The following is a 24,131-nucleotide window of genomic DNA, read 5'->3' on the forward strand; positions in this document are numbered from 1 at the left end:
TTCATTTGTAACATTTCTATCTTTTTTACGTATAAGTATATGCAGCTTATGTAGCATGAATTTAATTTACCGTAAATGAGACAGTTAAAAATTACAAAACAGGTTACCAATAGGGAAACCGCTTCGTTGGATAAATACTTACAAGAAATTGGCAAAGTAGACTTAATTACAGCGGATGAAGAGGTAGAGTTGGCCCAACGAATAAAAGCAGGCGATCAACTTGCCCTTGAAAAATTGACCAAGGCCAACCTTCGATTTGTGGTATCGGTAGCCAAACAATATCAAAACCAAGGATTAACACTTCCTGACCTTATCAATGAAGGCAACTTGGGATTGATCAAGGCAGCACAGCGTTTTGATGAAACACGTGGATTTAAATTTATATCGTACGCTGTTTGGTGGATTCGTCAGTCTATTTTACAAGCATTGGCAGAACAGTCAAGAATTGTTCGTTTGCCTTTGAATAAAATTGGATCGATAAATAAAATCAACAAGACCTTCGCTTTCTTGGAGCAAGCACATGAGCGTATGCCATCTGCCGAAGAAATTGCCAAGGAATTGGATATGACCGTCGAAGATGTAAAACAGTCCATTAAAAATTCAGGTCGCCATGTATCTATGGATGCTCCTTTGATCGATGGTGAAGATTCTAACCTATACGATGTACTTCGTAGTGGTGAGTCTCCCAATCCTGATAGAGATTTGTTGCACGAATCTTTGAGAACTGAAATTGAAAGAGCTCTTGAAACATTGACCCCTAGGGAAGCCGATGTTATTCGTTTGTATTTCGGTTTGGCCGGACAGCACTCCATGACTTTGGAAGAAATTGGAGAAACTTTTGACCTTACACGTGAAAGGGTACGCCAAATCAAAGAAAAAGCGATCCGAAGGTTAAAACATACTTCACGAAGCAAGATATTAAAAACCTATCTCGGCTAAATCGAGGCGCAACTTGTACGTTAAATTTTCCATAAATTGGAAATACGGCATATAAATTGTAATTTTACTTTTAACAACAGTTATCATGACTGTTCGTTTTTTGATTGATGAATAAACTCCGGCTGATTACCGGAGTTTTTTCATTTATGGTTTTAAAACCGATCTAAATTTTAAATTTAAGTATGGCCAAAAAAAATTCAACAGACCAAGAACAACCCAACAACCCATTACATGGTATAAAATTGGCGGATATACTTGAACACCTCACCCAGAAGTATGGTTGGGAAGAATTGGCGATGCGAATAAATATAAACTGCTTTAAAAGTAATCCTTCTATAAAATCATCCTTAAAATTTCTGAGAAGAACTCCTTGGGCCCGTGAGAAAGTAGAGCAATTATATCTTAAATCACTAAGAAAAAAGTAGGTATGCCGTTTAATATCGTTCTTATAGAACCAGAAATACCCAATAATACCGGAAATATTGGCAGATTGGCATTGGCAACGGGATCTACGCTACATCTTGTAAAACCTTTTGGTTTTGAGCTAGATGACAAACGCCTAAAACGTGCAGGTCTTGACTATTGGCCCCATCTCTCATTATGTATTTATGAAAACGTAAATGATTTTCTTTCACAGCATAGCGAAAAGAATATGGTATTTTTTTCCAGTCGTGCTGAGAAAAGCCACTGGTCGATTGATTACGAGGATGGTCAATTTCTAGTTTTTGGCAAAGAATCAGTTGGCCTGCCCCCTACGCTAACCGAATTAAATAAAAGCAAACTATACCAAATTCCACTTTATAGCGAACATGTTCGAAGTTTGAATCTAGCAAATGCCGTTGGTATTGCAGTTTATGAAGGTTTGAAACATTTAGTTTAGAACTGACGGACAAAATAGAAATCAAAATTTGACCCATTGTATCCTTATAAATTTAGGCATGCACATAATTTACCTCATGTAAATTCATAGAAAGTGTCTAAATTGTGGCTGCATTGCCATTTATAAAATTCAAGGAACATTCAAGAATGAAAGACATTTCTATCGAAAAGTTTATTGCGGGCATACCCAAAGCGGAACTCCATCTGCATATTGAAGGTACTTTTGAGCCCGAATTAATGTTTACTATTGCCCGTAGGAATAATTTGAAAATTAACTATTCCAACGTTGATGCCCTTAAAAAGGCGTATCGTTTTAACAACCTTCAAGAATTTTTAGATATTTATTATGCCGGGGCAAGTGTACTCATTCACGAGCAAGACTTTTACGACCTGACTTGGGCCTACATTACCAAGGTAAATGAACAAAATGTAAAGCATGTAGAGATTTTTTTCGACCCACAAACCCATACAAATCGAGGCATTTCTTTTGATGTGGTTATCAATGGTATTCAACGGGCTTTAATTGATGGCCAAAGAAAACTTGGCATAAGCTTCCGGTTAATCATGTGTTTTCTAAGGCATTTGGATGAGTCCTCCGCTTTTAAAACCTTGGAGCAGGCATTACCTTATAAAAAATGGATTTCTGGCGTCGGGCTCGATTCTTCGGAGGTAGGAAATCCTCCTTCCAAATTTCAAAAAGTTTTTGAAAAAGCCATCGAAGAAGGCTTTTTGACCGTTGCCCATGCGGGTGAAGAAGGTCCCTCGAGTTATATTTGGGAAGCCATTGACCTGCTCAAAGTTATCCGTGTAGATCACGGCAACCGTTGTCTCGATGATGACATCTTGGTGAAAAAATTGGCAAATCTTCAAATACCACTGACATTATGTCCATTATCAAACCTCGAACTAAAAGTAGTTCCAGACCTCAAAGAACACCCCTTGGTTAAAATGATGGAACGGAACTTATTGGTTACCATAAATTCAGACGACCCAGCCTATTTCGGGGGTTATATGAACGAGAATTACTTGGCCGTGGCACAAGCCTTGCACCTTTCCAAAAAACAAATCGTTCAACTTGCCAAGAATAGTTTCGAAGCAAGTTGGCTATCTAAACCTGAGAAGCAAAAAATAATGCTACAGATCGAAGAATATTTTCAAAATAATTAGAGGTGGTGCTCAAAAGATAGAAAGTCTTTTACGTACTGTCTTGCACACGATAAAGTGGCAATTCATTACTTTTGTACAAAAATCCACGAGTAGATGAAAATGAGCAAAACTAAAATTGCCCCCTCCCTCCTAGCTGCCGATTTCGGAAATCTACAACGCGATATAGAACTCGTAGACCGTAGCGAAGCCGATTGGCACCATATCGATGTTATGGATGGTGTATTTGTGCCCAACATTTCCTACGGCATGCCAGTTATAAAAGCCATTGCCAAGTATGCGACCAAACCGTTAGACGTTCATTTGATGATTATCGATCCGGATCGCTATATAAAGACTTTTGCAGACCTGGGAGCAAATAACCTCACTGTACACTACGAAACCTGCCCTCATTTGCACAGAACCTTGCAAGCGATAAAAGCAGCGGGAATGACTGCCGGAGTGGCACTAAACCCTCATACTAATATCAATGTATTGGAAGACACCATACGAGATATCGACTTGGTATTATTGATGAGCGTGAACCCAGGATTCGGGGGCCAGACGTTTATTGAAAACACTTACAAAAAGCTGCGTGATTTAAAAGCGCTGATCTTACATAAAAAAACCAATACCCTTATCGAAATCGATGGTGGGGTTACTTCAGAGAACGCCAAAGCTCTGGCCCATGCCGGTGCAGATGTTCTGGTAGCCGGTAGTTTCATTTTCAAAAGTAAAAACCCAATTCAAACCATCCACGAACTAAAGGAAATAACTGAATAATGAAGCATTTTGATCTTGTTATCATCGGAGGAGGGCCTATTGGCATTGCTTGTGGCCTGGAAGCAAAAAAGAAGGGCCTGAATTATCTTATTATCGAAAAAGGACCTATTGTCAATTCGCTTTTTAACTACCCCTCGAACATGCAGTTCTTTTCGTCCTCAGAACGATTGGAAATCGATGAAATTCCTTTTATCAGCAAAGAAGCCAAACCAAAACGCAATGAGGCGCTAGAATACTATCGTAGAATCGTAACGAGCAACCACTTGAATATTCAGCTGTTCGAAAAAGTGGAAAGTGTACGTAAATCGGAACATCTTTTTACAATCAAAACCAAAAAAGGCACCTACACGGCACCACACGTGGTCGTAGCTACCGGATTTTACGATTTGCCAAATACACTTAATATTCCTGGAGAAGATTTGCCAAAAGTTGCGCACTATTATAAAGATCCCCATTTTTATGCCAACCAGAAATTGGCCGTAGTCGGCGCTAGCAATTCGGCCATAGATGCCGCCCTGGAATGTTGGCGCAAAGGTTCTGAAGTTACCTTGATTATTCGGGGAGCCGAAGTGGGGCAGCGTGTGAAATATTGGGTTCGGCCCGATATCATCAATCGTATCGAAGAGGGCAGCATCAAAGCCTACTACCACTCTACATTGAAGGAGGTCAAAGAAAATGAAATTATCATAGACACCCCTGAAGGTGACGTTCACTTAAAAAATGATTTCGTTTTAGCCCTCACAGGATACAAACCAAATTTTGAATTTCTCGAAAAACTGGGTATTGAACTGTCGGATGATGAAAAGCGACTTCCCAATTATGATCCGGAAACGATGGAGACCAATATTTCTGGACTTTACTTGGCCGGTGTCATTTGCGGAGGTATGGAGACCCACAAATGGTTTATCGAAAATTCTAGAATACACGCCAAGGTCATTGTTGCTGATATCTTGACCAAAAAATTCGTAGAATCTAAGGATTCATAAATTTTGCAATATCCTCGGGTGCCAATACCGGATTGGCCCCTTCACTGCCAGCAACTAGGGCTCCTACGGCACAACCATAGTCTATGGCCTTCTGAGGGTCTTCTCCCGTGAAGAGTTTATAGATGACCGATGCCAAAAAAGAATCTCCCGAACCAACGGTATCGACTACTTTAATGCGATATCCGCTATTGTAATAAAATTTCTTGTTCTTGTACAACACGGCACCGAAAGCCCCTTTGGTAACGCATAGCGTTTTGGTTTGTGTCTCTTGGGCAATAAAGACAATATTTTGTTCCATATTATTGTATTTCGACCCTAAATAACCAGCAATCTCATACAATTCATCATCATTAAGTTTTATAAAATCGGCAGCTTGCATCAACTCTACCAACACTTCTTTTGTATAATGAGGAGCTCTTAAGTTGGCATCAAATATTTTGTAAGGAGCCCATTTCAAAAGTGTATTTAAAGTTGCCCTTGAAACCTTATCCCTACAGACCAAACTCCCATAAACCAATACATCAGAGGATTCAACTACACCCCGCATGGACTCTTGCAGTTCTATTTTATCCCATGCTACCGGATAAGCAATATCATACGAAGCCACTCCCTTATCATTGAGCACCACGTTTACAACGCCAGTGGCATACGCCGTTTGAATTTGGATACCGTCGGTATCTACGCCAGAATTTCTCAAATAATTGATAATTTTGATTCCATTCTGATCTTCCCCCACACTACTCAACATTGCAGCATCCGATCCTAATGATTCCAATCGTACACACACGTTCAAAGGAGCACCACCGATTTTGGAATGGGTCGGAAAGACATCAAATAACACTTCTCCGAAACAAACTGCTTTTATTTTGTTTTTCATTTATCTAAATATTTATTGTGGGGTACAAGAATCAGCTTTCCTCTAACCCCTTTTAAATTCCTATTGTAATTCGAGTGCCTCTTTTAAATTTAATGTAGCCACGGAATCAATAACTAGATCTGGCTTAAAGGGATAATCGTCCAATACTCCTCTTTTAGATACACCCGAAAGTGTCAAAATAGTTGTGTACCCTAATTGCACACCGCCCAAGATATCGGTATCCATGGTATCGCCAATGATGATGGTCTCACGGGCTTCCAAACCTAATGTTTTACGAGCAGCGCGCATCATTACCGGACTCGGTTTTCCAACAGAGAAGGCCTTTTTACCGGTTGCCTCCTCAATCATTGATACTATAGCTTTTATACCCAGATTAGACCAACCTTTTTTCTTGGGAGAAGGGTCTAAATTGGTCGCTATAAGTTTCGAACCGGAAAGAATCATGTCGACCGCATTGCTCACCATTTCCAAAGTAAAATTTCTTCCTTCACCCACAACAACAAAATCTGGATTCTGATTTACCAAGGTATACCCCTGTTGATGCAGACTGGTAATGAGTCCGCCTTCGCCCAGTACATAAGCTGTACCTTTAGGGTTCATAAAAGACAGGAACCAAGCTGTGGCCATGGCACTGGTATATACATTTTCTTCGGTAATATTTATACCCATTCTACTCACCTTGTTGACAGTATCTAAAGGTGTGCGTTGGCTATTATTGGTCATAAACAGAAAAGGTATGTTCTCTTTTTGCAGTGTAGCGATAAATTTATCGGCGCCTTCGATCATGGTATCACCACTATAGATAACGCCATCCATATCGATTAAGAATCCTTTTTTCATTTATTTAAATTTTCATTGAATTTACTAAAAAAGCACGGGTAACCATCCCGTGCTTTCAAAAAACTAACTCCAACTAACTCTAAGATTAAAATCAATCTTAAAAAGGGGGAACTAATACTTGGGGTTTTGTTTATAAACCCCGCCAGTAAAATCGATTTCTCTCTGGGGTATGGGATAGTATTCATCCCTACCTGCCGTAAATAAGGCATTTGACAAGAAGTCTCGTTTCGTGCTTTCTTCCGTTAAATAAGCATTCAGCACCTCAGCAGCTTCTCCCCATCTTACCAAATCGAACCATCGATGGCCTTCCATTGCAAATTCGAGTCTTCTTTCAAACTTTAAGGCTTTTAAAGCGAATTCCTTATCGGGAAAAGATGTGTATGTACCTATATTATAAATATCGGTAGCCCCGGCATCAATAGGTCGCTGCACGCTGGCTGCTGCACGAGTTCTTATCTGGTTGATGATTGGCATGGCTTCGTCCCATCTATCCAACTGAATAAGCGCTTCGGCTTTAAACAGCAATACATCGGCATAACGAATAAAATCCATGTTTTTAGAGGTTCCAACAAAAGGTCCTTCTTTCACATAACAGGAGCAATCAGGGGCCTGCTGTTCTTTCATGTTTCCAAAATAACCATATACCCCGGGGTCTCTAGCCCAACTAAAGTTGTAAACCATATCTCCTGTCTCATTTACCGTATTTCGATACTTGAACGGTCTTCCGGGAATTCCGATGGTATGATCTAATCTGGGATCAACGGTCAATCCGGCATCCGGAGGGGTTTCCCCATCCGTATTTACGGTTGAAAATATGTCAACATCATTAAAAGAATCAACGAGAGGTAAACCATCTGCGTCGGTCTTAAAGGCATTTACCATATTCTGGCTAGCCAAATGAAAACCACAACAACCATATAATCCTGTTCCGTGGGGAGAGTTCAATCCTGTTACGAAACTTACCCTTCCCACTGTAGTACCATCATTAATCGAAAATTGTGCGGCCCAAATCGACTCTGGCCCATTATCGAAGCCATCCAAATAATTGTTTCCGAAATCGGGCTCTAAACTCGCAGTCACCTCATCTGCAAAATCGATAACCTCTTGCAGCCGTGCAGGATTGATTGCGGTAACTTGATGGTCATCATTCTGTTCATAGGCCTGATATAGGCGTAACTTTGCCAAATAGGCCGTGGCCGCATTTTTATCGGCTCTTCCGACCTGGTCCTGTGATTGGGGCAGGTTGTTGTAAGCAAAAAGAAAATCTTCAGCTATCATATTCCACAAGGCATCATTATCTATATCATTACTGACCTCTGCGGCTTCTTCTTGAGTCAGCTCTTCAGTGATATAGGGAATTTTCTTAAATAACAACTTCAGTATAAAATGTGAATGTGCACGCAAGAAACGTAGTTCTGCCTGTCTTAAGGTTTTGTCGGCATACTCGCCCTCTGGAATATCATTGATAACCGATAGCGCAAAGTTTGCCCTTGAAATAGCCTTGTAATAGTTGGTCCATGTTCGCGGTCCGAACCAATCTAGGGGATCATCGGCCACAGTCAAATTGTACTGTTCATATCGGTCAACGATATCTACGTCACCTCTACCTCCGCCACCTTTGTAGGCATCGTCAGATCGCACACTACCAAAAGCCCACATATGGGTCAATGGCCCGACCATATCATCATTTGCTATACCTGCATAAGCAGCTACAACCAATGACTCCGCATTTTCAGCAGTAGCCACATTCTCGTTTGACAGCACTCCTTCGGGCTCGTACTCGAGAAAGTCCTCACCACAGGAAACTAGAAGAAATGACGCTAACATTCCTAGTATATATATTTTATTGCTTTTCATGATTTTCATTTTTTAAAAGTTCAAGTTAAGTCCTATAGAATAGACCGTTGGCACAGGTATTCCATCAATACTGGTTCTTTCGGGATCTGCACCAATGTAATCCTTAGGGGTCATCCAAAATAGATTCTCTCCCTGTAGATAAATTCTAAAACCTGTAAGTGCTCCCCATTTTTCAAGTAACTCTTCTGGGAGTGAATACCCCAATTGTAAGTTTCGCAACTTAAAATAATTGTTCTTTCTATAGTGGTAATCGGTATTATTAGGAAGGTTGTTCACCAATGTAAGTGAAGGAACATCGGTACTCGTATTGCTGGGAGTCCAAGAATTCAAAACTCCTAGACCGGCATTTTCCCTTCCTTGAACAAAATTATTATAGTTGATATACGGGTCAAGACCTATTCTCCCGGCAACCCCTGATCCAAAAGCTGAAAAATCAAAACTTTTGTAAGATAGGTCTATGCGGATACCATATTCAAGGTCAGGCAAAGTTGTACCCAAGAAATCCCTATCAGCTCCATCAATGACTCCATTATTGTCGCGATCAACAATTCTTATTCCACCAGGTCTTGCATTACCTGTTTGAATTCCACCGGTCGGATGGCTATCAACTTCAGCTTGACTTTGGAATAGCCCGTCGGTCTTGTAACCAAAAATAGAAAACTGAGATCGTCCAATAATTGAGTTCTCAAGTGTCCCCGGGAAAGAAGATACTACTTCATCCGGCAAGGCCGTTATTTCATCTTTAAACGAACCGAAATTTGTTGATACGCCTATGGAAAATCCACTCTCAAAAGTTTTAGAATACCCTAGGGCAAGCTCCCATCCTTTTGTTTTAGTAGTAGCTCCGTTCAACGTTCGTAATTGCCCTTCCCCAATAACCGAGGCAATTGGTGGAATGGTCAAGATATCACTAGTTTCCCGAGTAAAATAGTCAAATGAACCTGCAATCTGATCATTGAAAAGACTGAAATCTAACCCAAGGTTTATCTCCTTTGTGGTCTCCCATTTCAATTCAGGGTTTGCCGCTTGAATGGAAACAAATCCTGAAGGGAGATTTCCAGTATCCCCACCGTTAAGATCATAAGCGGTACCTACATTATAAAATGTGTTAAAAAAGAAATCATCTCCTGTAGCCTCCAATTGATTCTGTCCATATCTAGATTGAAACAAACCGAAACGGGCAACATCTCCAATTGACTGGTTACCTACTTCACCATACCCAGCCCTAAGCTTAAAGTTGGTGACGACTTTATTTTCAGGCCAAAATTCTTCATTGCTCACTCTCCAACCCAGCGTACCTGCAGGGAAGAGACCGTATCTATTATCGGCACCGAATCTTGATGAACCATCTCTACGAAGTGTGAAAGATGCCAAATAGCGATCTGAATAAGCATAATTCACTTTTCCGAATTGGGACAAAAGTCGGCTTCCTGTTGAAGAACCAGAATTTGTTCTCGCCCCAGTTGCTGCATCTAATTGAAAGAAAGATTCTGTTTCAACCGCAAAACCATCAGCTTGGGCGGCCACACTGGAAAAATCGTCTTTGATAGATTCCGCACCGACCAAAACACCGATTCTATGCTCACCAAGTTCAACATTATAATTTAGCGTATTGGTAAATACCACACTGGTAAATTTGTTGGTATCTTCAATTAGCCTGTTGTTCCCCCGTGTAATAAAACCATTGTTAACTTTAGGTTCTATATCCCTTCTTTTGAAATCTCCGTAATCGAGTCCGACGCTACTTCTAAAGGTCAAGTTGTCACTGATGTCGAACTCCCCATAGACATTTCCAAAAATCGTTGTACGGCCCGTATTATCCCATCGGTTCAAATACTGCATTAAAACTGGATTGTTACGGTCGGAATACCCAGCACCAAGGGGACCTGCAAACTCACCATTGGTATCATAAACGGGCAAAGTCGGAGCCAATGTAACTGCTAAACTTGGTACAAAGGCACTCCCCACATCGCGGGAAGCGAATCGTTCATCTGAAGTAGAAATTTGAGTATTGATTCCGAACCTTACCCGATTATCAAACAGATTAAAGTTTGAATTCAATTTAGCTGTAAATCTTTCGTACATAGTATTCTTTAAAATCCCTGTGTTTTTAAGATGACCTATGTTTATAAGGTGAAAGGAATTATCGGTTCCAGCAGATACCGTGAGCTCATTGTTGTACACATAACCAGCCTGATAGGTTTCATCTTGCCAATCAGTGTCGCCCGCAGGCACAGTCGAATCACCTCCAACAAAAGGTTGAACCGTAACACCGTTAAGTACCGGATTGGCATAATCATCGTTCCAATCAAAATTGTAGATTTCACCATAACCGCCGTTGGGATCAGCACCATCATTCACTGAAGCACGCCACAAGGCTTCGCCTCGTTGTACTGAATTCAACATATCATACCGCTGTTGTCTTTCAGACAAAACCGAGAGATTGGAATTAATACTAACCTTGAATTTCTCGCCACCTGCAGCCTTTGCCCTATTTTTAGTAGTCACAATAATAACCCCGTTACCTGCACGGGCACCATATAGTGACGATGCCGAGGCATCTTTTAAAACCTGAACCGATTCGATGACGCTAGGATTAATACTTTGAAAAACCTCAGGCCGAACTGTTGGCACCCCATCGATGACAAACAAGGGATTATTATCTCCTAAAGTTGTCGCTCCCCTGATGAGTATACTTGCCGATCCCGAGGGGTTACCCGATTTTTCGATAAAAAGACCAGGAACCCTACCTTGTAGTGCTTGAACAGGGCTACCAGAACTCATGCTCTGCCCTTCAACAGGACCCATTTCAACTACTGTAATCGCCCCTGTCAAATCAACTTTTCGCTCGGTAACGTACCCTGTGAGTACAACCTCTTCAAGTTGTTGGGCATCTGCCTGTAAGACCACATTGATTGTCGATTGGCCCGCGACAGGAACATCTTGAGCCGTAAAACCAATGTAACTGAATGCTAAAGTAGCATCTGAAGCGACATCACTTAGCACATAGTTACCATCAAAATCAGTGATAGTACCTGTGGTTGTGCCTACCACTATAACCGATGCACCGGGCAAAGGCATGCCATCATCGGCAGAGGTAACTGTGCCTTTTACCTCTTCTTGTGCCATCAGGCCAAAAGGAGCAAGGATCAAAAAATAAAATAAGAGTTTCCATTTCATAATAGTTGAGTTTTAATTAAAAGTTTAATTCATGTATTTCAAAGTGTTCAAGCATAAATTCGTTGTCTTCAGAATCGACCGAAAGCATCTCGAATGGCGCATTCGGAAAGAATATTTCAGTCATTACTGTCTGCCCATCATCATAAAACAGTTCAATCGATGTTTTGTCCAATAGGATAGTACCCTTGAGATCCGTATTATTGGAAGTTCTGGGAGCCGTAGTTGTTTCGTTGGCAAACTTTTCAGAGAAATCAGTCTTACCCGCTTTGGATCGTTCTATATAGAAATTTGTAGTCGAGGAGTTATAACCAAACACCAATTCGTTACCTAAACTATTGGAAAGCGTAAACTTGAAACCGGCATTTTTAATATCAGCGATTGCAAAGTTGATTTCGGATTTGGTTAAATCAACTGTTTTCGAATCTGTCAATTTCACATTTCCCTTAACTGAAATTGCCTCCTTTTTATATTTTTTACCGCGATATTGGTTAAGCTCATCAACTGGTAAAGAAGTCAAAACATAGCCATCGTCACTTTTTTGTAGTTTTAGTTCGCGTGCTATAGTCATTGCACTACGCCATGTTTCGGTAGGCACTACCTGTGCATAATCCCAATTTGACATCCAACCCATAAAAAGTTTCCCACCACTGGAGGTAGTTACGTTCGACCAGGTTACTCCGGCATAATTGTCACGTCCGAAATCAACCCAAAAATCATGTCTTTTATTTATAGCTTTTTCAAAACTGGGATCCATAGTAAATTGCTTACCATCGAAATCACCTATAAAATATTGAGTAGCACTGCCGCCATTCGGGCCACCTGGATTAATACTTACCAAATGCACCCATTTCACCTCATCAGAACCATCGACGGGTAACGGGAAAAGGTCAGGACACTCCCAAACTCCATCGTGATTCCCCACACCTTCCCCGAACTCAGAGAGCAGTTGCCAATCTTTAAGATTGGTGGAGCTGTAAAACAATGTTTTTTGACCTGCGGCCAATACCATAACCCATTGCTCCCGAATCTCGTCCCACATGACTTTGGGATCTCTAAAATCCCTATCACCTTGATTTTTAATTACCGGATTTCCCCTATATTTTGTCCAAGTGAGTCCTTCATCCAACGAATAAGCTATACTCTGACTTTCGACATCGGTTTTTTTCTCTTTCTCCTTAATTGGATCATGACTAGTGAACATGGCTACAATCGGTATAGCGCCATCTTTTCCAAATCCTGAGGAATTATTGTGATCGACTACCGCGCTGCCCGAGAAGATATAGCCCAGTTCATCGGGATAAATTGCAATGGGCTGCTCTTTCCAACTAATCATATCGGTACTAATCGCATGCCCCCAATGCATTGGCCCCCATTTGTTCCCTTCCGGGTAGTATTGGAAATAAAGATGATAATACTCATTATAAAAGAACATGCCATTGGGATCGTTCATCCAATTCTCTTTCGGAGTGAAGTGAAAATTTGGTCTGTACATCTCTTCTTCAGAATTCATTGTAATCTTCTCATCATTAACCTCAGAGTTTGTTTTTTCCTTTACCTCTTTGCATGAAGTTGCAAAAGCCATGACCATTAAAGCCATTATTAATTTTTGTACCCGGTTTTTCATTTTGCTCATTTAAAAGTTCTACTTGTTTATTTCTTGACATCGATAATCTTGCTGTTCACGTTTTTTTTATTGGTCAACATTTTACTCAGTTGCTCCAAGGATATTCCTTTGGTCTCTGGCATGATAAATACCACGAACAATAACTGCAGTACCATCATAAAGGCGAAGAAAGAGAATACGACACCTGGACCAATGGTGGTAAACAATATGGGAATCAACGAAGGAACGACTGCCGCCAAAATCCAATGGACGGAACTCCCGAACGATTGCCCAGAACCTCTTAGGTGGTTCGGGAAAATCTCCGATATGAATACCCAAATGACCGTACCTTGCCCAACCGCGTGAGACGCTATAAAGAGGAATAGAAAAATGGGAACCGCCATGCCCCCCCACTCAAAGAAAAAAGCACAAGACACCAAGGAAAGGGAAACGATATAACCCACTGAACCAATGTACATCAGTTGCTTTCGGCCTAATCGATCTATCAGATAAATTCCTAAAAGTGTGAATGCCATATTGATTACACCAATACCAATACTACTAAGCAATGCGGTGCTTTCACCAAGACCTGCTTCCTCCAAAATGCGTGGCGCATAATATAGAAATGCGTTTATGCCCGAGAGTTGGTTAAAAAAGGCGATTAAAAAAGCAAGCAGTAGAGGAAAGCGATACTTCTTCATAAAAATATTCTCACCTGAAACCGTGTTTTCATTTTCAGTTTTTATTTCCAACATCAATTTCTCGACATCTTGGTCTGGGTTTATCAGGCGAAGTACATTCTTGGCCTCATCATTCCTAAGTTTGGTAAGCAACCATCTTGGACTTTTCGGCACGGTTAGGGTAAACAGGGTATAAATTGCGGCTGGTATAGCCTCTACTCCAACCATCCAGCGCCACGCATTTTCCCCAATACCATTTAATAAATAGTTGGAGAAAAAAGCGACTAAAATTCCAAAAACAATGTTGAACTGGTATAGGCCCACCAATTTACCTCTGTCTTTGGCCGGTGCTATTTCAGATATGTAGGCCGGTGCGGCAATAGTTGATGCCCCTACACCAAGCCCTCCAATAAATCTAAAGACTGCAAAGGTAATCGGGTCATTCGCAAAAGCCGAACCCAAGGCGGAAACCGTATAGAGTACACCGATCCAAATCAAGGTTTTTTTACGGCCTATTTTATTGGTAGGTATGCCACCAAGTAATGCGCCGACTACAGTACCCCATAAGGCCATCGCCATGACTATGGTGCCATGAAATACGTCAGAGGAATTCCATAACATCTGTAATTTTTTATCGGCTCCTGATATGACTACGGTATCGAAACCGAAAAGGAAACCAGCTAATGCTGCAGTAATAGACCAGATCCATATTTTTTTCATAATCCTCAATTATTATACGACACAGCTAATGTATCCTTATAAATTGATGAACTATTTTGCTGATGTTGCAATCTCTTGTGATTTCGTTAAGAAACCCTAGATAAAATTCATATATTTGATTATCAGGTTTTTACGATATTTATTTTATAATTAGATTGCCTAGTGGTTACACTAAGGTTACATGAAGTTTAAAATTGATACATGCGCAGAAGGTAGAATCGAAAACGATAAGAGAAATTTGACTTATAATGTTTTTCTATAGGTCACCGGAGAAGTACCAAATCTGTTTTTAAAGGAAGTGGAGAAATAATTTGGCGAAGAAAAACCGTTGGCGTATGCAATCTCCGAAATACTCAACGATGTATTTTCAAGCATTGCCTTGGCTTTCTCCAATCGAAAATTGCTTATATAGTCGCTTACACTAATACCCATCATTGCCTTCACTTTGCGGTAGAGCTGCACGCGTGAAATGTTTAGGCTTTCAGCAAGATTTTCGACCGAAAAATCATCATTGTTCAAATTCTCCTTTACCAGTGCATTTAGTTTATTAACAAACTGCTGTTCTAGATTTCCGAAAGAATCGGTCTGTTCAATCTTATAGATGTTGTTGGTAAAATAGAACCGTAATCTTTCCCTATTGTACAATAATGATTTCAGTGACTGTATCAAAATTGAAAAACTAAAAGGTTTCGTCAAGTAAAGATCGGCACCCGATTGTAAGCCTTTTAGATAGGATTCCTTATTCTCTAAAGCGGTAAGGATTACCACAGGTATATGGGAAGTACGTAAATCCTTTTTTAATTGTTCACAGATTTCAAATCCGCTTTTATCAGGTAGGTTGACATCACATAGAATAAGATCGGGTATTGTTTCAAAAGCCCTCTCCGTAGCGTCGGTACCATCTGATAATATAATTTCATATTCCGACTGAAGCTTACTTTTTAGAAAGAACGATAAATCTCTGTTGTCTTCAATTATTAATATTGAAAATCTATCGACTTCAGAAGCTGCTTTTTCTATAAAAAAAGGTTCTTCCAAAACTATTTCCGAAGACAGATCCATCAATTGGGTATCATCCAATTCAGGCTCATTAATAACTTGGTCTTCATTAAAATGGGTTTTACCTTTGAATAGTTTGATGATAAATTCCGTTCCCTTGAATGAAGTTACCTTTATTTCTCCCAAGTGCAACTGTACGAACTGCTTACTTAAATGAAGACCTATTCCTGAACTATTCTTTCTATTGTTAGACCCTTTAAAAAAAGGTTCAAAAACCTTATCGATTTCTTTGGCAGGAATACCAATTCCATTATCCTTTATATGTATTTCAGCATCATTCCCTTCTGTATTATCTACGATATATATTTCTATTTTACCATTGTCAGGGGTGAATTTAAAGGCATTGGACAAGAGATTGAAATAAACCTTATCCATTAAATTTCGGTCAATAAACAATTCTAAAAACTCGTTATTGGTATGTACATTAAATTCAATATTTCTTTTCTTTGCCTCTCTGGCAAAATCGTTATGAATATTTTTTGAAAAGTTGTACATATTCGTTTTCGAAGCACGAATATTGAAATTTTTATCCTCTACCCTTCGAAAATCTAGTAAATTGTTGATTAGTCGAAGCAAACGATTGCTGTTATTGTGAATCAATTCGACCTCGTTCATCATTTTAGACCCACTTTCTCGGGTATTGTCGCCCATAGACTCTACAGAGCTCATAATTAAGGTAAGCGGTGTTTTGAACTCATGTGAAAGCCCTGTAAAGAAATTTAGTTTTGCTTCGTTACTTTCCTTGACCTCGGCGGCTATCTTTTCAATTTGGTTGCGCTGTACCGTAATTTTTTTATTGGTAAGCTCAAGTTGTCTGTTCTTTTTCTGAATCGCAAAAATGGAATACACGCTATAAATGGCAAGACTTAAGATAATGGCCAAAAGAGCCATGGTTATTTTTAAAAGATTATTTTGCGCATAGTACAATTCCCTTTGTTGGTGAATAGCTGTTAACTGTGTTTCGATTGCCGTACGTTGTTCATTAATTTTATCGAATTGATTCTTCATTATATCAGCGTTCACCTCATTAATGACCGTTGTTGATAGAATATTGTTTTTTGAAACCGGTTCATTATTCAAAATTCCCAAAGCAAATTTTATTGCCTCGTCACCTCCCGTAGGATATAATACCGTTGCTTCTAAAATACCGTCCTCCACCATTTGAATACCTCCATTAGGCCCGTTAAGACCATCTACACCAATAAAAGACATCTTTTTTTCGAGTCCTAGTTCACGAGCTACCTCCCATGCTCCCTTTGCCATTCGATCATTATGCGCAAAAACATAATCGACATTTCCATCTTGTTGTAAAAACGCCCTGAATTTATCTTGAATAGATTCCTTTTCCCAATCTCCTTGAATCTGAGATACTATCGAAACATTATCATATTGATCAATAACCTGTCTAAATCCTATAGTACGCTCTTCAGCAGGAGAGGAGCCTGCCATTCCTTGTATCTCTACTATTCGGACCCTATCTTGAGCTTTTGAAGCAATAATTTCCTTAGCGGCATTTCTTCCTACCTCAATATTATCAGCCCCCAAATAGGCGGTATAGTTCTGATTCTCCGTTTTTCGATCTACTACCAACACGGGAATGCCAGCATCCAACGCTTTTTGTACCACTGGGGTAATCGGTTTTGATTGGATAGGAGAAACGATAAGAATATCAACACTATCGGCAATAAATACTTCAATCTGATCTATTTGCTTCTGTATTTCATAATTGGCATCTTGGATAGTCAAAACGATATTCGGGTATAAAGATGCCTGCAGCTGCATTGAATTGTTCATCGAACGCCGCCAATCATCTTTAGTCATCGCTTGGGAAAAGCCGATACGTATCTGATCTTCATTACTTCCCTTTTTACAGGAAAATAAAAAACATAACACCATGACAGTGACAACAAACAGTGTTCGATTACATTTCATTTAGGCAGAATACTTTAGGTAAACTTAATGAAAATCAATCAAAACCCTATCGTACAAACAAAAAATGGAACAGCCCCAAAAACGTAATACCAAAGATGAGAACACGATTTTATCCGCAGGCCTAATAATCATTCTTCCATAAAAGACCAGGTCTATATAGTGGGAGTTTTCCTTTGAATTAAAAAAACTTGGATAATTTACTATCTAAAAGAAAGGAAACCGTATTTCTATACGACTCATATAATATTCCTCAGTTTTCACCACTTGTACTTTAAATAATAGCTCATTTTAAACATTAGAGCACGTCTGAGCAACTAGGAAAAATGATTGAGCGCCAATGCACAACTGCACCAGCAAAACATGACAGTCTAGACGTCCTGTTTTTGAACTGTACACTAAAATGACCTCCTTGTATATTTGATATTGGATATACAAAACCGCCACAAGCAAATACCGGTTTGACGGGAGAAGCAGATATCGTGATTACAAAAACAATCTATGCTAAAGATAACATTCCTATTCCCTTATTCTTTGAGTATCAAATTCTGGAATAAACTGGACCTACCCATTCTAGTATGGTCCTTCAGAAATGCTATATAAATAAAAAACCACGTCTAAAAGACGTGGTTCCTTATAGTGACCGCGAAGGGATTCAAACCCCCAACCCTCAGAGCCGAAATCTGATGCGCTATTCAGTTGCGCCACGCGGCCTTATTTTAAGCTAATTTTTTCTTTACAATTGTAGAAATGGTCTTTCCATCGGCCTGACCCGCCAATTCTTTGGAAACCATTCCCATTACCTTTCCCATATCTTTCATTCCTGAAGCACCTATGGCTTCAATGGTCTGAACAACAACTTTCTCAATTTCCTCTTCGGTTAACTGTTCTGGCAAAAATTGCTCGATAATAGCTACCTGTGCCAACTCTGGTTCGGCCAAATCGCTTCTACCTTGTTCTTGAAATATAGCGGCACTATCTTTACGTTGTTTGACCAACTTCTGTACCAATTGTATTTCTGACTCCTCACTCAAGCCATTACCAGAACCAGTTTCTGTCTGAGCCAATAAAAGTGCAGACTTAATGGCACGAAGCGATTCCAAGGCTACCTTGTCCTTGGCCTTCATCGCCACTTTCATTTGTTCCATCACTTTGTCCTGTAAGGCCATCGATTTTATTTTGGACTGCGAATATAAATATAAACCCGAAAATATCACCTATTTTCGGGTTTAAAATTATTAAAGAAACACGTTACGTGTTATTCTTAATCTACATTGTCATGCAGAAAAGAATTGTTCGACCGTAATCGCATTTCATCATTGCTATCTTCACTCAAAGTAGTTCTTGAAATTCGACCTTCATTACTATTTTCGTTCAAATCTATTCTTTGACGTTTATACGCAGGTTCTTTCTCTATTTCATCGATGTTAGCAACGGTGTTGTTCTGAAATTTATAATTAAAATCTTTTAATTTTCTTCTACGTTCATCAGCCCTTTCCTTCAACAACTCTTCTATAGGGCTATCCATAGGATCAACTTTTTTAGCCTCTTCTTGAATGGTTTCCGTTTCACGCTCCACTTTCTTTCTTTCAAAAACCAACTCTTCCTCGACTACTTTAGGCTTGTAATTTTCAGCTTTTGATTTGGCACCGGTCAATTTCTTTTCCAATTCCATGTAATCATCCAAACTATAGCGGGTTTCCCCTTCCTTATTGTATTCCAATACCGGAATAACCTCAATGTGATCGTTAACGTCAATATCTTTTACATCCTCATCCAGACTAAACGTTATAACATTCTCTTTTTCTTCTTCCTCATCGTCCATATTAGCAAGGGGAAGATCAAAACTCATGGCAAACTGATCTTCTTCAAAACTTTTTGAAGAAACTACTTGTGGATCGATTACCTCTATATCGTTCAAGGTATCACGTGAGTCGATAATTATAAAATCTTCTTCTTTAACATCTTTGGCAACTACTTCATCAACCACTTCTTCGTAAAATACATTGAAGTTCTTGATATAAGTAGATGTTGGAATTAGGTCCATGCCCAGTTCCTTATCGCTTGCCAAAAAATTGCTCTTTGACGCAGGCTTAGCAGTCGGTTCATCTTCTGACAACTGATGTACAACATTTTTAGGTGTTAGGTCATGTTCCGCCTTTTGACCATCTTCAAGGGTATGGATAATTTTCTTTGACTCTGTGTTTACGATATTATCTTGTTGATCGCTATTAAAACCAGTTGCAATCACCGTAACCGCAATAGCCTCGCCCAGATCTTCATCTTCACCAACACCCATTATGATATTGGCACCATGACCTGCTTCAACTTGAATATGATCATTGATTTCGCCAATCTCATCAATCGTAATTTCCTGGGCTCCAGAAACGATTAGCAACAATACGTTTTTGGCACCTTTGATTTTATTATCGTTCAACAGTGGGGAGTCCAACGCTTTCATAATCGCCTCGTTGGCCCTTGCCGAGCCCGTAGCAATAGAAGAACCCATAATAGCGGTACCACTATTTGAAAGTACGGTCTTCGCATCACGTAAGTCAATATTCTGTGTATAGTGATGGGTAATCACTTCGGCAATACCACGGGCCGCAGTGGCCAATACCTCATCCGCTTTTGAGAAACCTGCTTTAAAACCTAAGTTTCCGTACACTTCCCTAAGCTTATTATTATTAATGACGATCAGCGAATCAACATTGGCACGTAACTTTTCGATACCCAACTGAGCCTGTTGGCATCGCATTTTACCTTCAAAGAGAAAGGGCATGGTAACGATTCCTACCGTTAGAACATCCATTTCCTTTGCCTGTTTGGCGATGATAGGAGCAGCACCAGTACCTGTTCCCCCACCCATACCTGCAGTGATAAAAATCATTTTTGTCGTGGTATTAAGCATAGCCTTTATTTCCTCCATGCTTTCCAATGCCGCCTGCTCGCCGACTTCAGGATTAGCGCCTGCGCCAAGACCTTCGGTGAGCGACACCCCCAATTGAATCTTATGTGGTACCGGACTATTGTCCAACGCTTGTTGGTCGGTATTAAGAATTACGAAGTCGACCCCATTTATTCCGGCCTGGAACATGTGGTTGATGGCATTACTGCCACCACCGCCCACGCCGATGACTTTTATTACGTTGCTTTGATTCTTGGGTAAATCAAAAGCTATACTTTCAAATTCGCTGTTGCTGCTCATACTATATATTTACTGGTTAATGTTTTCAATTTATTTTACTCCGCATTGTCTAAAAAGTCCTTCAATTTTTCCGACCATTTATCAAACACGGATCTTCGCTCTCTTCTTGGAGCTCCCTCTCCCTCAGCTTGCTTTTCATCGCCCGCCATGACAAGTTCCTCTTCCGGAGGGGTTTGTTCTTTTTCCTTTTCTGTAATCTTTTTTCCTTCGTTCTTCACTGCATTCATCAATAAACCGACGGCGGTCGCATATAAAGGACTTGCAATCTCATCATCGGAATCACCGGCCAAATGCTCATTGGGGTACCCGATTCGGGTATCCATACCTGTGATGTACTCTGTCAACTGCTTTAAATGTTTCAATTGGCTACCGCCACCGGTAAGCACAATACCCGCAATCAATTTTTTCTTCTGCTCTTCGTGACCGTAGTTTTTTATCTCTACATATACCTGTTCGATAATTTCAACCACTCGCGCATGAATAATCTTCGAAAGATTTTTCAGTGTTATCTCCTTAGGCTCTCTTCCCCGTAATCCAGGAATAGAGACTATTTCGTTATCCCTGTTTTCACCTGGCCATGCAGAGCCGAACTTTATTTTTAAAAGTTCGGCCTGCTTTTCAATTATAGAACAGCCTTCTTTAATATCTTCGGTAATCACGCCACCACCAAAGGGAATTACCGCGGTATGCCGTATAATTCCATCTTTAAAAATGGCAAGATCCGTGGTACCGCCACCTATATCTATAAGAGCCACACCGGCCTCTTTTTCTTCTTGGCTGAGCACCGCATCGGAAGAAGCCAATGGCTCCAAAGTGATATTACCCAAATCCAATCCTGCACTTTTAATACATTTACCGACATTCTTGATCGAGGTCACCTGCCCCACGACCACATGAAAATTGGCTTCCAAGCGCCCACCATACATGCCCATCGGTTCTTTCACTTCTGCCTGCCCGTCTACTTTATACTCCTGGGGCAGAACATGAATAATTTCTTCGCCCGGCAACATAATCAACTTATACACTTGATTACATAGTTTATCGAGATCTTCTTCATTGATCACTTCTTCAGAATCTGACCTGATGATGTAGTCACTATGCTGTAAACTTCGAATATGCTGACCGGCTATACCGACTACCACGGAACTGATTTTTATTCCCGCATTGGACTCTGCCTCTTCAACGGCCTGCTGAATCGATTTTATGGTTTGGGTAATATTGTTGACCACGCCACGGTGTACGCCCAAACTTTTGGACCTACCGATACCCTTGACCTCAATTTTACCATATTCGTTTTCCTTTCCGATGATAGCCACGATCTTTGTGGTTCCTATATCTAGCCCAACTGAATAATTACCTTGTTCCATTGATTTAATTTAAATTTTCGTACACACTACTTGATTGTTGAATTCTAAACTTACTACAGTAAAATCATCCAAAGTTTTATCTCTGTGTGCTTTGACGTAGAATGCTTTTAAATTGCTAAACTTCTTTTCAAGATTATCAACTCCTCCTAAATTCACCACAAACTGTTCAGTGCGAAACTTCAATTGGTATTTCTGCTCACCTTCAATATGGATTCCTATCACATTCTTATAGAGAAAATCATCTTTATTGATATATTTTAAAATTCTATATACATCTTCCAACCCTTTTCCCGTAATCTTACCTGTGATTATAGGCACCCGTGCTGAGTGACTTTTAGATAGCGGCATACGCTTTCCTTCATCATCTAAATAAAATTTCGGATTACCCTCAATACGTCCAATTGGTTTGCGTTGTACTATTTTGGACGTAAGCTCACCATTAATTGAAAGATAAACTTGGGCTTCTTTGACCATTTCATTGGCCCCAATGACCTTCTCTATCGTATTCAAAGCTAATTTTTCTTTGGGCACATTTGTAAGGCCTCCATATTTTTGTATTAACAATTTATTAACCGTGCTTTCTGTGATGTAAAGGTTCTGATCACCAACGAATTCAATATTCGCTGCCTTGACCATTTTCAGCTCGTTTCTGTGGTTCGAAAATGCGAAAAGCCCACCCAAAATCAGCAGTAAAACCAAGAGCTTTATGTAGTTCCAATTAATTCGCATATTCAAATTCCTTTTGTATTTTAGATACTTCAAGACCTATATCGCCTGCTCCCATAGTGATGACGATTTCGGGCTTTTGTTTTTTTATTTCTTCAATAATCGTTGATTTTTCGATTACTTTTTTATTCGGATTTTTAATTTTATCGGACAACCATTGTGAGGTGATTCCGAACATCGGTTCTTCTCTAGCCGGATAGATCGGCAGCAAAAGAACACTATCGAATTTTGATAAACTTTCGGCAAAATCATCGGCAAAATCCTTGGTGCGCGAAAATAAATGGGGTTGAAATACGGCCAAGGTTTTTTTATTCGGATGCATTTCTAAAACAGCCTCGTATACTGCATTAATTTCTGTAGGATGATGTGCGTAGTCGTCTATAAATACAAAGTCGTCCGATTTTATCTTATAGGAAAATCTACGCTGTACCCCTTTGAATGTATTTAGTGCTTCCGCCAAGCTATCTATGGAAGCGCCTGTTTGTTCCGCCATTGCAAAAGCTACCAAAGCGTTAAGCAAATTGTGTCTTCCAGGCTTATTAAATTTCACTCCGAACAAAGTGGTTTCAGGTGTATGCAAATCAAAAACATAAGCTCCCTGTTCGATCTGGACGTTTCGAATGCAATAATCGGAATCGTCTTCAATGCCGTACGTCAAGCCCTTCATCGGCAGACCTTTGCGAACAAATAACTTTCCTTCAGGCTTGATTTTTGCAACAAATGCCTCGAACGATTTTCGAAGCTCATCTTTGTTTCCGTAAATATCCAAATGATCGGCATCCATAGAGGTCACACAAGCGACATCGGGGTACAACCGCAAAAACGACCGATCAAACTCATCGGCCTCTACAACAGAGTACTCATCACCTTGGAAGAAAAAATTACTATCAAAATCCTCCGATATTCCACCTAAAAATGCTGTCATCGGAGTTCCCGCCTCCTTTAACAAATGGGCCAATATGCTAGAAGTCGTCGTTTTGCCATGGGTGCCCGCAACGGCCAGACAAAAAGTATCTTTGGTAATAACCCCCAAAACTTCAGACCGCTTTTTTACTTCAAAGTCATTATTCAAAAAATACTGATATCCGGAATGACTTGTGGGTACGGCAGGTGTATAGACAATGAGCGTACGCTCTGAATCAAAATAGGACTCCGGAACCATTTTCAAATCGTCTTCATAATGAATTTCGATTCCGGCCGCAACCAAATCCCGCGTGAGGGGACTTTCAGTTTTGTCATATCCCGATACACTTTTTCCGATCAGTTTAAAATATCGGGCCAAAGCGGACATACCAATACCTCCGATTCCGATAAAATAAACGTTATGTATCTTTTGCAAATTCATCTCAATTACC

General features: G+C 40.0%; 18 protein-coding genes and 1 tRNA gene. 6 read left to right on the forward strand and 13 right to left on the reverse strand.

What is annotated here, in order from left to right:
- Positions 1-75 precede the first annotated feature (75 nt).
- From BLS33_RS10350 to BLS33_RS10375, 6 genes are all read left to right on the forward strand, one after another.
- The gene (locus BLS33_RS10350; RefSeq protein ID WP_089888311.1) at positions 76-939 is read left to right on the forward strand and encodes a sigma-70 family RNA polymerase sigma factor; all 864 of its coding nucleotides are present in this window, start codon (positions 76-78) and stop codon (positions 937-939) included.
- A 182-nt stretch (positions 940-1,121) separates the two neighbouring features.
- A complete protein-coding gene (locus BLS33_RS10355) occupies positions 1,122-1,364 on the forward strand; it encodes a VF530 family protein (protein WP_089888313.1) in 243 nt (80 codons plus the stop codon).
- Between the two features lie 2 nt (positions 1,365-1,366).
- Positions 1,367-1,819 (forward strand): tRNA (cytidine(34)-2'-O)-methyltransferase, encoded by a 453-nt coding sequence (locus tag BLS33_RS10360; protein ID WP_089888315.1) that lies wholly within the window; start codon positions 1,367-1,369, stop codon positions 1,817-1,819.
- Positions 1,820-1,932: 113 nt separating this feature from the next.
- Positions 1,933-2,985, forward strand: coding sequence for an adenosine deaminase (locus tag BLS33_RS10365; RefSeq protein WP_245731380.1), 1,053 nt, complete (start codon positions 1,933-1,935; stop codon positions 2,983-2,985).
- Between the two features lie 99 nt (positions 2,986-3,084).
- A complete protein-coding gene (gene rpe / locus BLS33_RS10370; RefSeq protein WP_089888858.1) occupies positions 3,085-3,744 on the forward strand; it encodes a ribulose-phosphate 3-epimerase in 660 nt (219 codons plus the stop codon).
- Entirely contained in the window at positions 3,744-4,730 is a 987-nt protein-coding gene (locus tag BLS33_RS10375; protein WP_089888320.1) for a YpdA family putative bacillithiol disulfide reductase, read from the forward strand. The genes rpe and BLS33_RS10375 overlap by 1 nt, the downstream gene beginning before the upstream one ends.
- On the opposite strand, the gene BLS33_RS10380 is transcribed toward BLS33_RS10375, so the two are convergent.
- From BLS33_RS10380 to murC, 13 genes are all read right to left on the reverse strand, one after another.
- The gene (locus BLS33_RS10380) at positions 4,717-5,607 is read right to left on the reverse strand and encodes a carbohydrate kinase family protein (RefSeq protein ID WP_089888323.1); all 891 of its coding nucleotides are present in this window, start codon (positions 5,605-5,607) and stop codon (positions 4,717-4,719) included. The two genes, BLS33_RS10375 and BLS33_RS10380, sit on opposite strands and share 14 nt — an antisense overlap.
- 60 nt (positions 5,608-5,667) lie before the next feature.
- Entirely contained in the window at positions 5,668-6,447 is a 780-nt protein-coding gene (locus BLS33_RS10385) for an HAD-IIA family hydrolase (protein WP_089888325.1), read from the reverse strand.
- Between the two features lie 111 nt (positions 6,448-6,558).
- Positions 6,559-8,304 carry a RagB/SusD family nutrient uptake outer membrane protein gene (locus BLS33_RS10390; protein WP_089888863.1) on the reverse strand — a complete coding sequence of 582 codons (1,746 nt, stop codon included), beginning with the start codon at positions 8,302-8,304 and terminating at the stop codon, positions 6,559-6,561.
- Positions 8,305-8,316: 12 nt separating this feature from the next.
- On the reverse strand, positions 8,317-11,484 hold the full coding sequence (locus BLS33_RS10395; protein ID WP_089888328.1) for a SusC/RagA family TonB-linked outer membrane protein: 3,168 nt from the start codon (positions 11,482-11,484) through the stop codon (positions 8,317-8,319).
- Positions 11,485-11,500: 16 nt separating this feature from the next.
- Positions 11,501-13,108 carry a glycoside hydrolase family 32 protein gene (locus tag BLS33_RS10400; RefSeq protein ID WP_245731382.1) on the reverse strand — a complete coding sequence of 536 codons (1,608 nt, stop codon included), beginning with the start codon at positions 13,106-13,108 and terminating at the stop codon, positions 11,501-11,503.
- A 26-nt stretch (positions 13,109-13,134) separates the two neighbouring features.
- Positions 13,135-14,487 carry a sugar porter family MFS transporter gene (locus BLS33_RS10405; protein ID WP_089888333.1) on the reverse strand — a complete coding sequence of 451 codons (1,353 nt, stop codon included), beginning with the start codon at positions 14,485-14,487 and terminating at the stop codon, positions 13,135-13,137.
- A 243-nt stretch (positions 14,488-14,730) separates the two neighbouring features.
- The gene (locus BLS33_RS10410; protein WP_089888336.1) at positions 14,731-17,478 is read right to left on the reverse strand and encodes a substrate-binding domain-containing protein; all 2,748 of its coding nucleotides are present in this window, start codon (positions 17,476-17,478) and stop codon (positions 14,731-14,733) included.
- A gap of 637 nt (positions 17,479-18,115) precedes the next feature.
- Positions 18,116-18,189, reverse strand: a tRNA-Arg gene (locus BLS33_RS10415).
- A 5-nt stretch (positions 18,190-18,194) separates the two neighbouring features.
- A complete protein-coding gene (locus tag BLS33_RS10420) occupies positions 18,195-18,644 on the reverse strand; it encodes a GatB/YqeY domain-containing protein (protein WP_089888340.1) in 450 nt (149 codons plus the stop codon).
- 95 nt (positions 18,645-18,739) lie between these two features.
- Positions 18,740-20,683, reverse strand: a complete 1,944-nt coding sequence (ftsZ, locus tag BLS33_RS10425) for a cell division protein FtsZ (protein WP_089888343.1) — start codon at positions 20,681-20,683, stop codon at positions 18,740-18,742.
- A gap of 35 nt (positions 20,684-20,718) precedes the next feature.
- Positions 20,719-22,050 (reverse strand): cell division protein FtsA, encoded by a 1,332-nt coding sequence (ftsA, locus tag BLS33_RS10430; protein ID WP_089888347.1) that lies wholly within the window; start codon positions 22,048-22,050, stop codon positions 20,719-20,721.
- A 9-nt stretch (positions 22,051-22,059) separates the two neighbouring features.
- The gene (locus tag BLS33_RS10435; RefSeq protein WP_089888350.1) at positions 22,060-22,779 is read right to left on the reverse strand and encodes a cell division protein FtsQ/DivIB; all 720 of its coding nucleotides are present in this window, start codon (positions 22,777-22,779) and stop codon (positions 22,060-22,062) included.
- Positions 22,769-24,121 carry a UDP-N-acetylmuramate--L-alanine ligase gene (gene murC / locus BLS33_RS10440; protein WP_089888353.1) on the reverse strand — a complete coding sequence of 451 codons (1,353 nt, stop codon included), beginning with the start codon at positions 24,119-24,121 and terminating at the stop codon, positions 22,769-22,771. The genes BLS33_RS10435 and murC overlap by 11 nt, the downstream gene beginning before the upstream one ends.
- Positions 24,122-24,131 lie beyond the last annotated feature (10 nt).

The organism is Kriegella aquimaris, assembly GCF_900103215.1.
GTDB classification, from domain to species: domain Bacteria; phylum Bacteroidota; class Bacteroidia; order Flavobacteriales; family Flavobacteriaceae; genus Kriegella; species Kriegella aquimaris.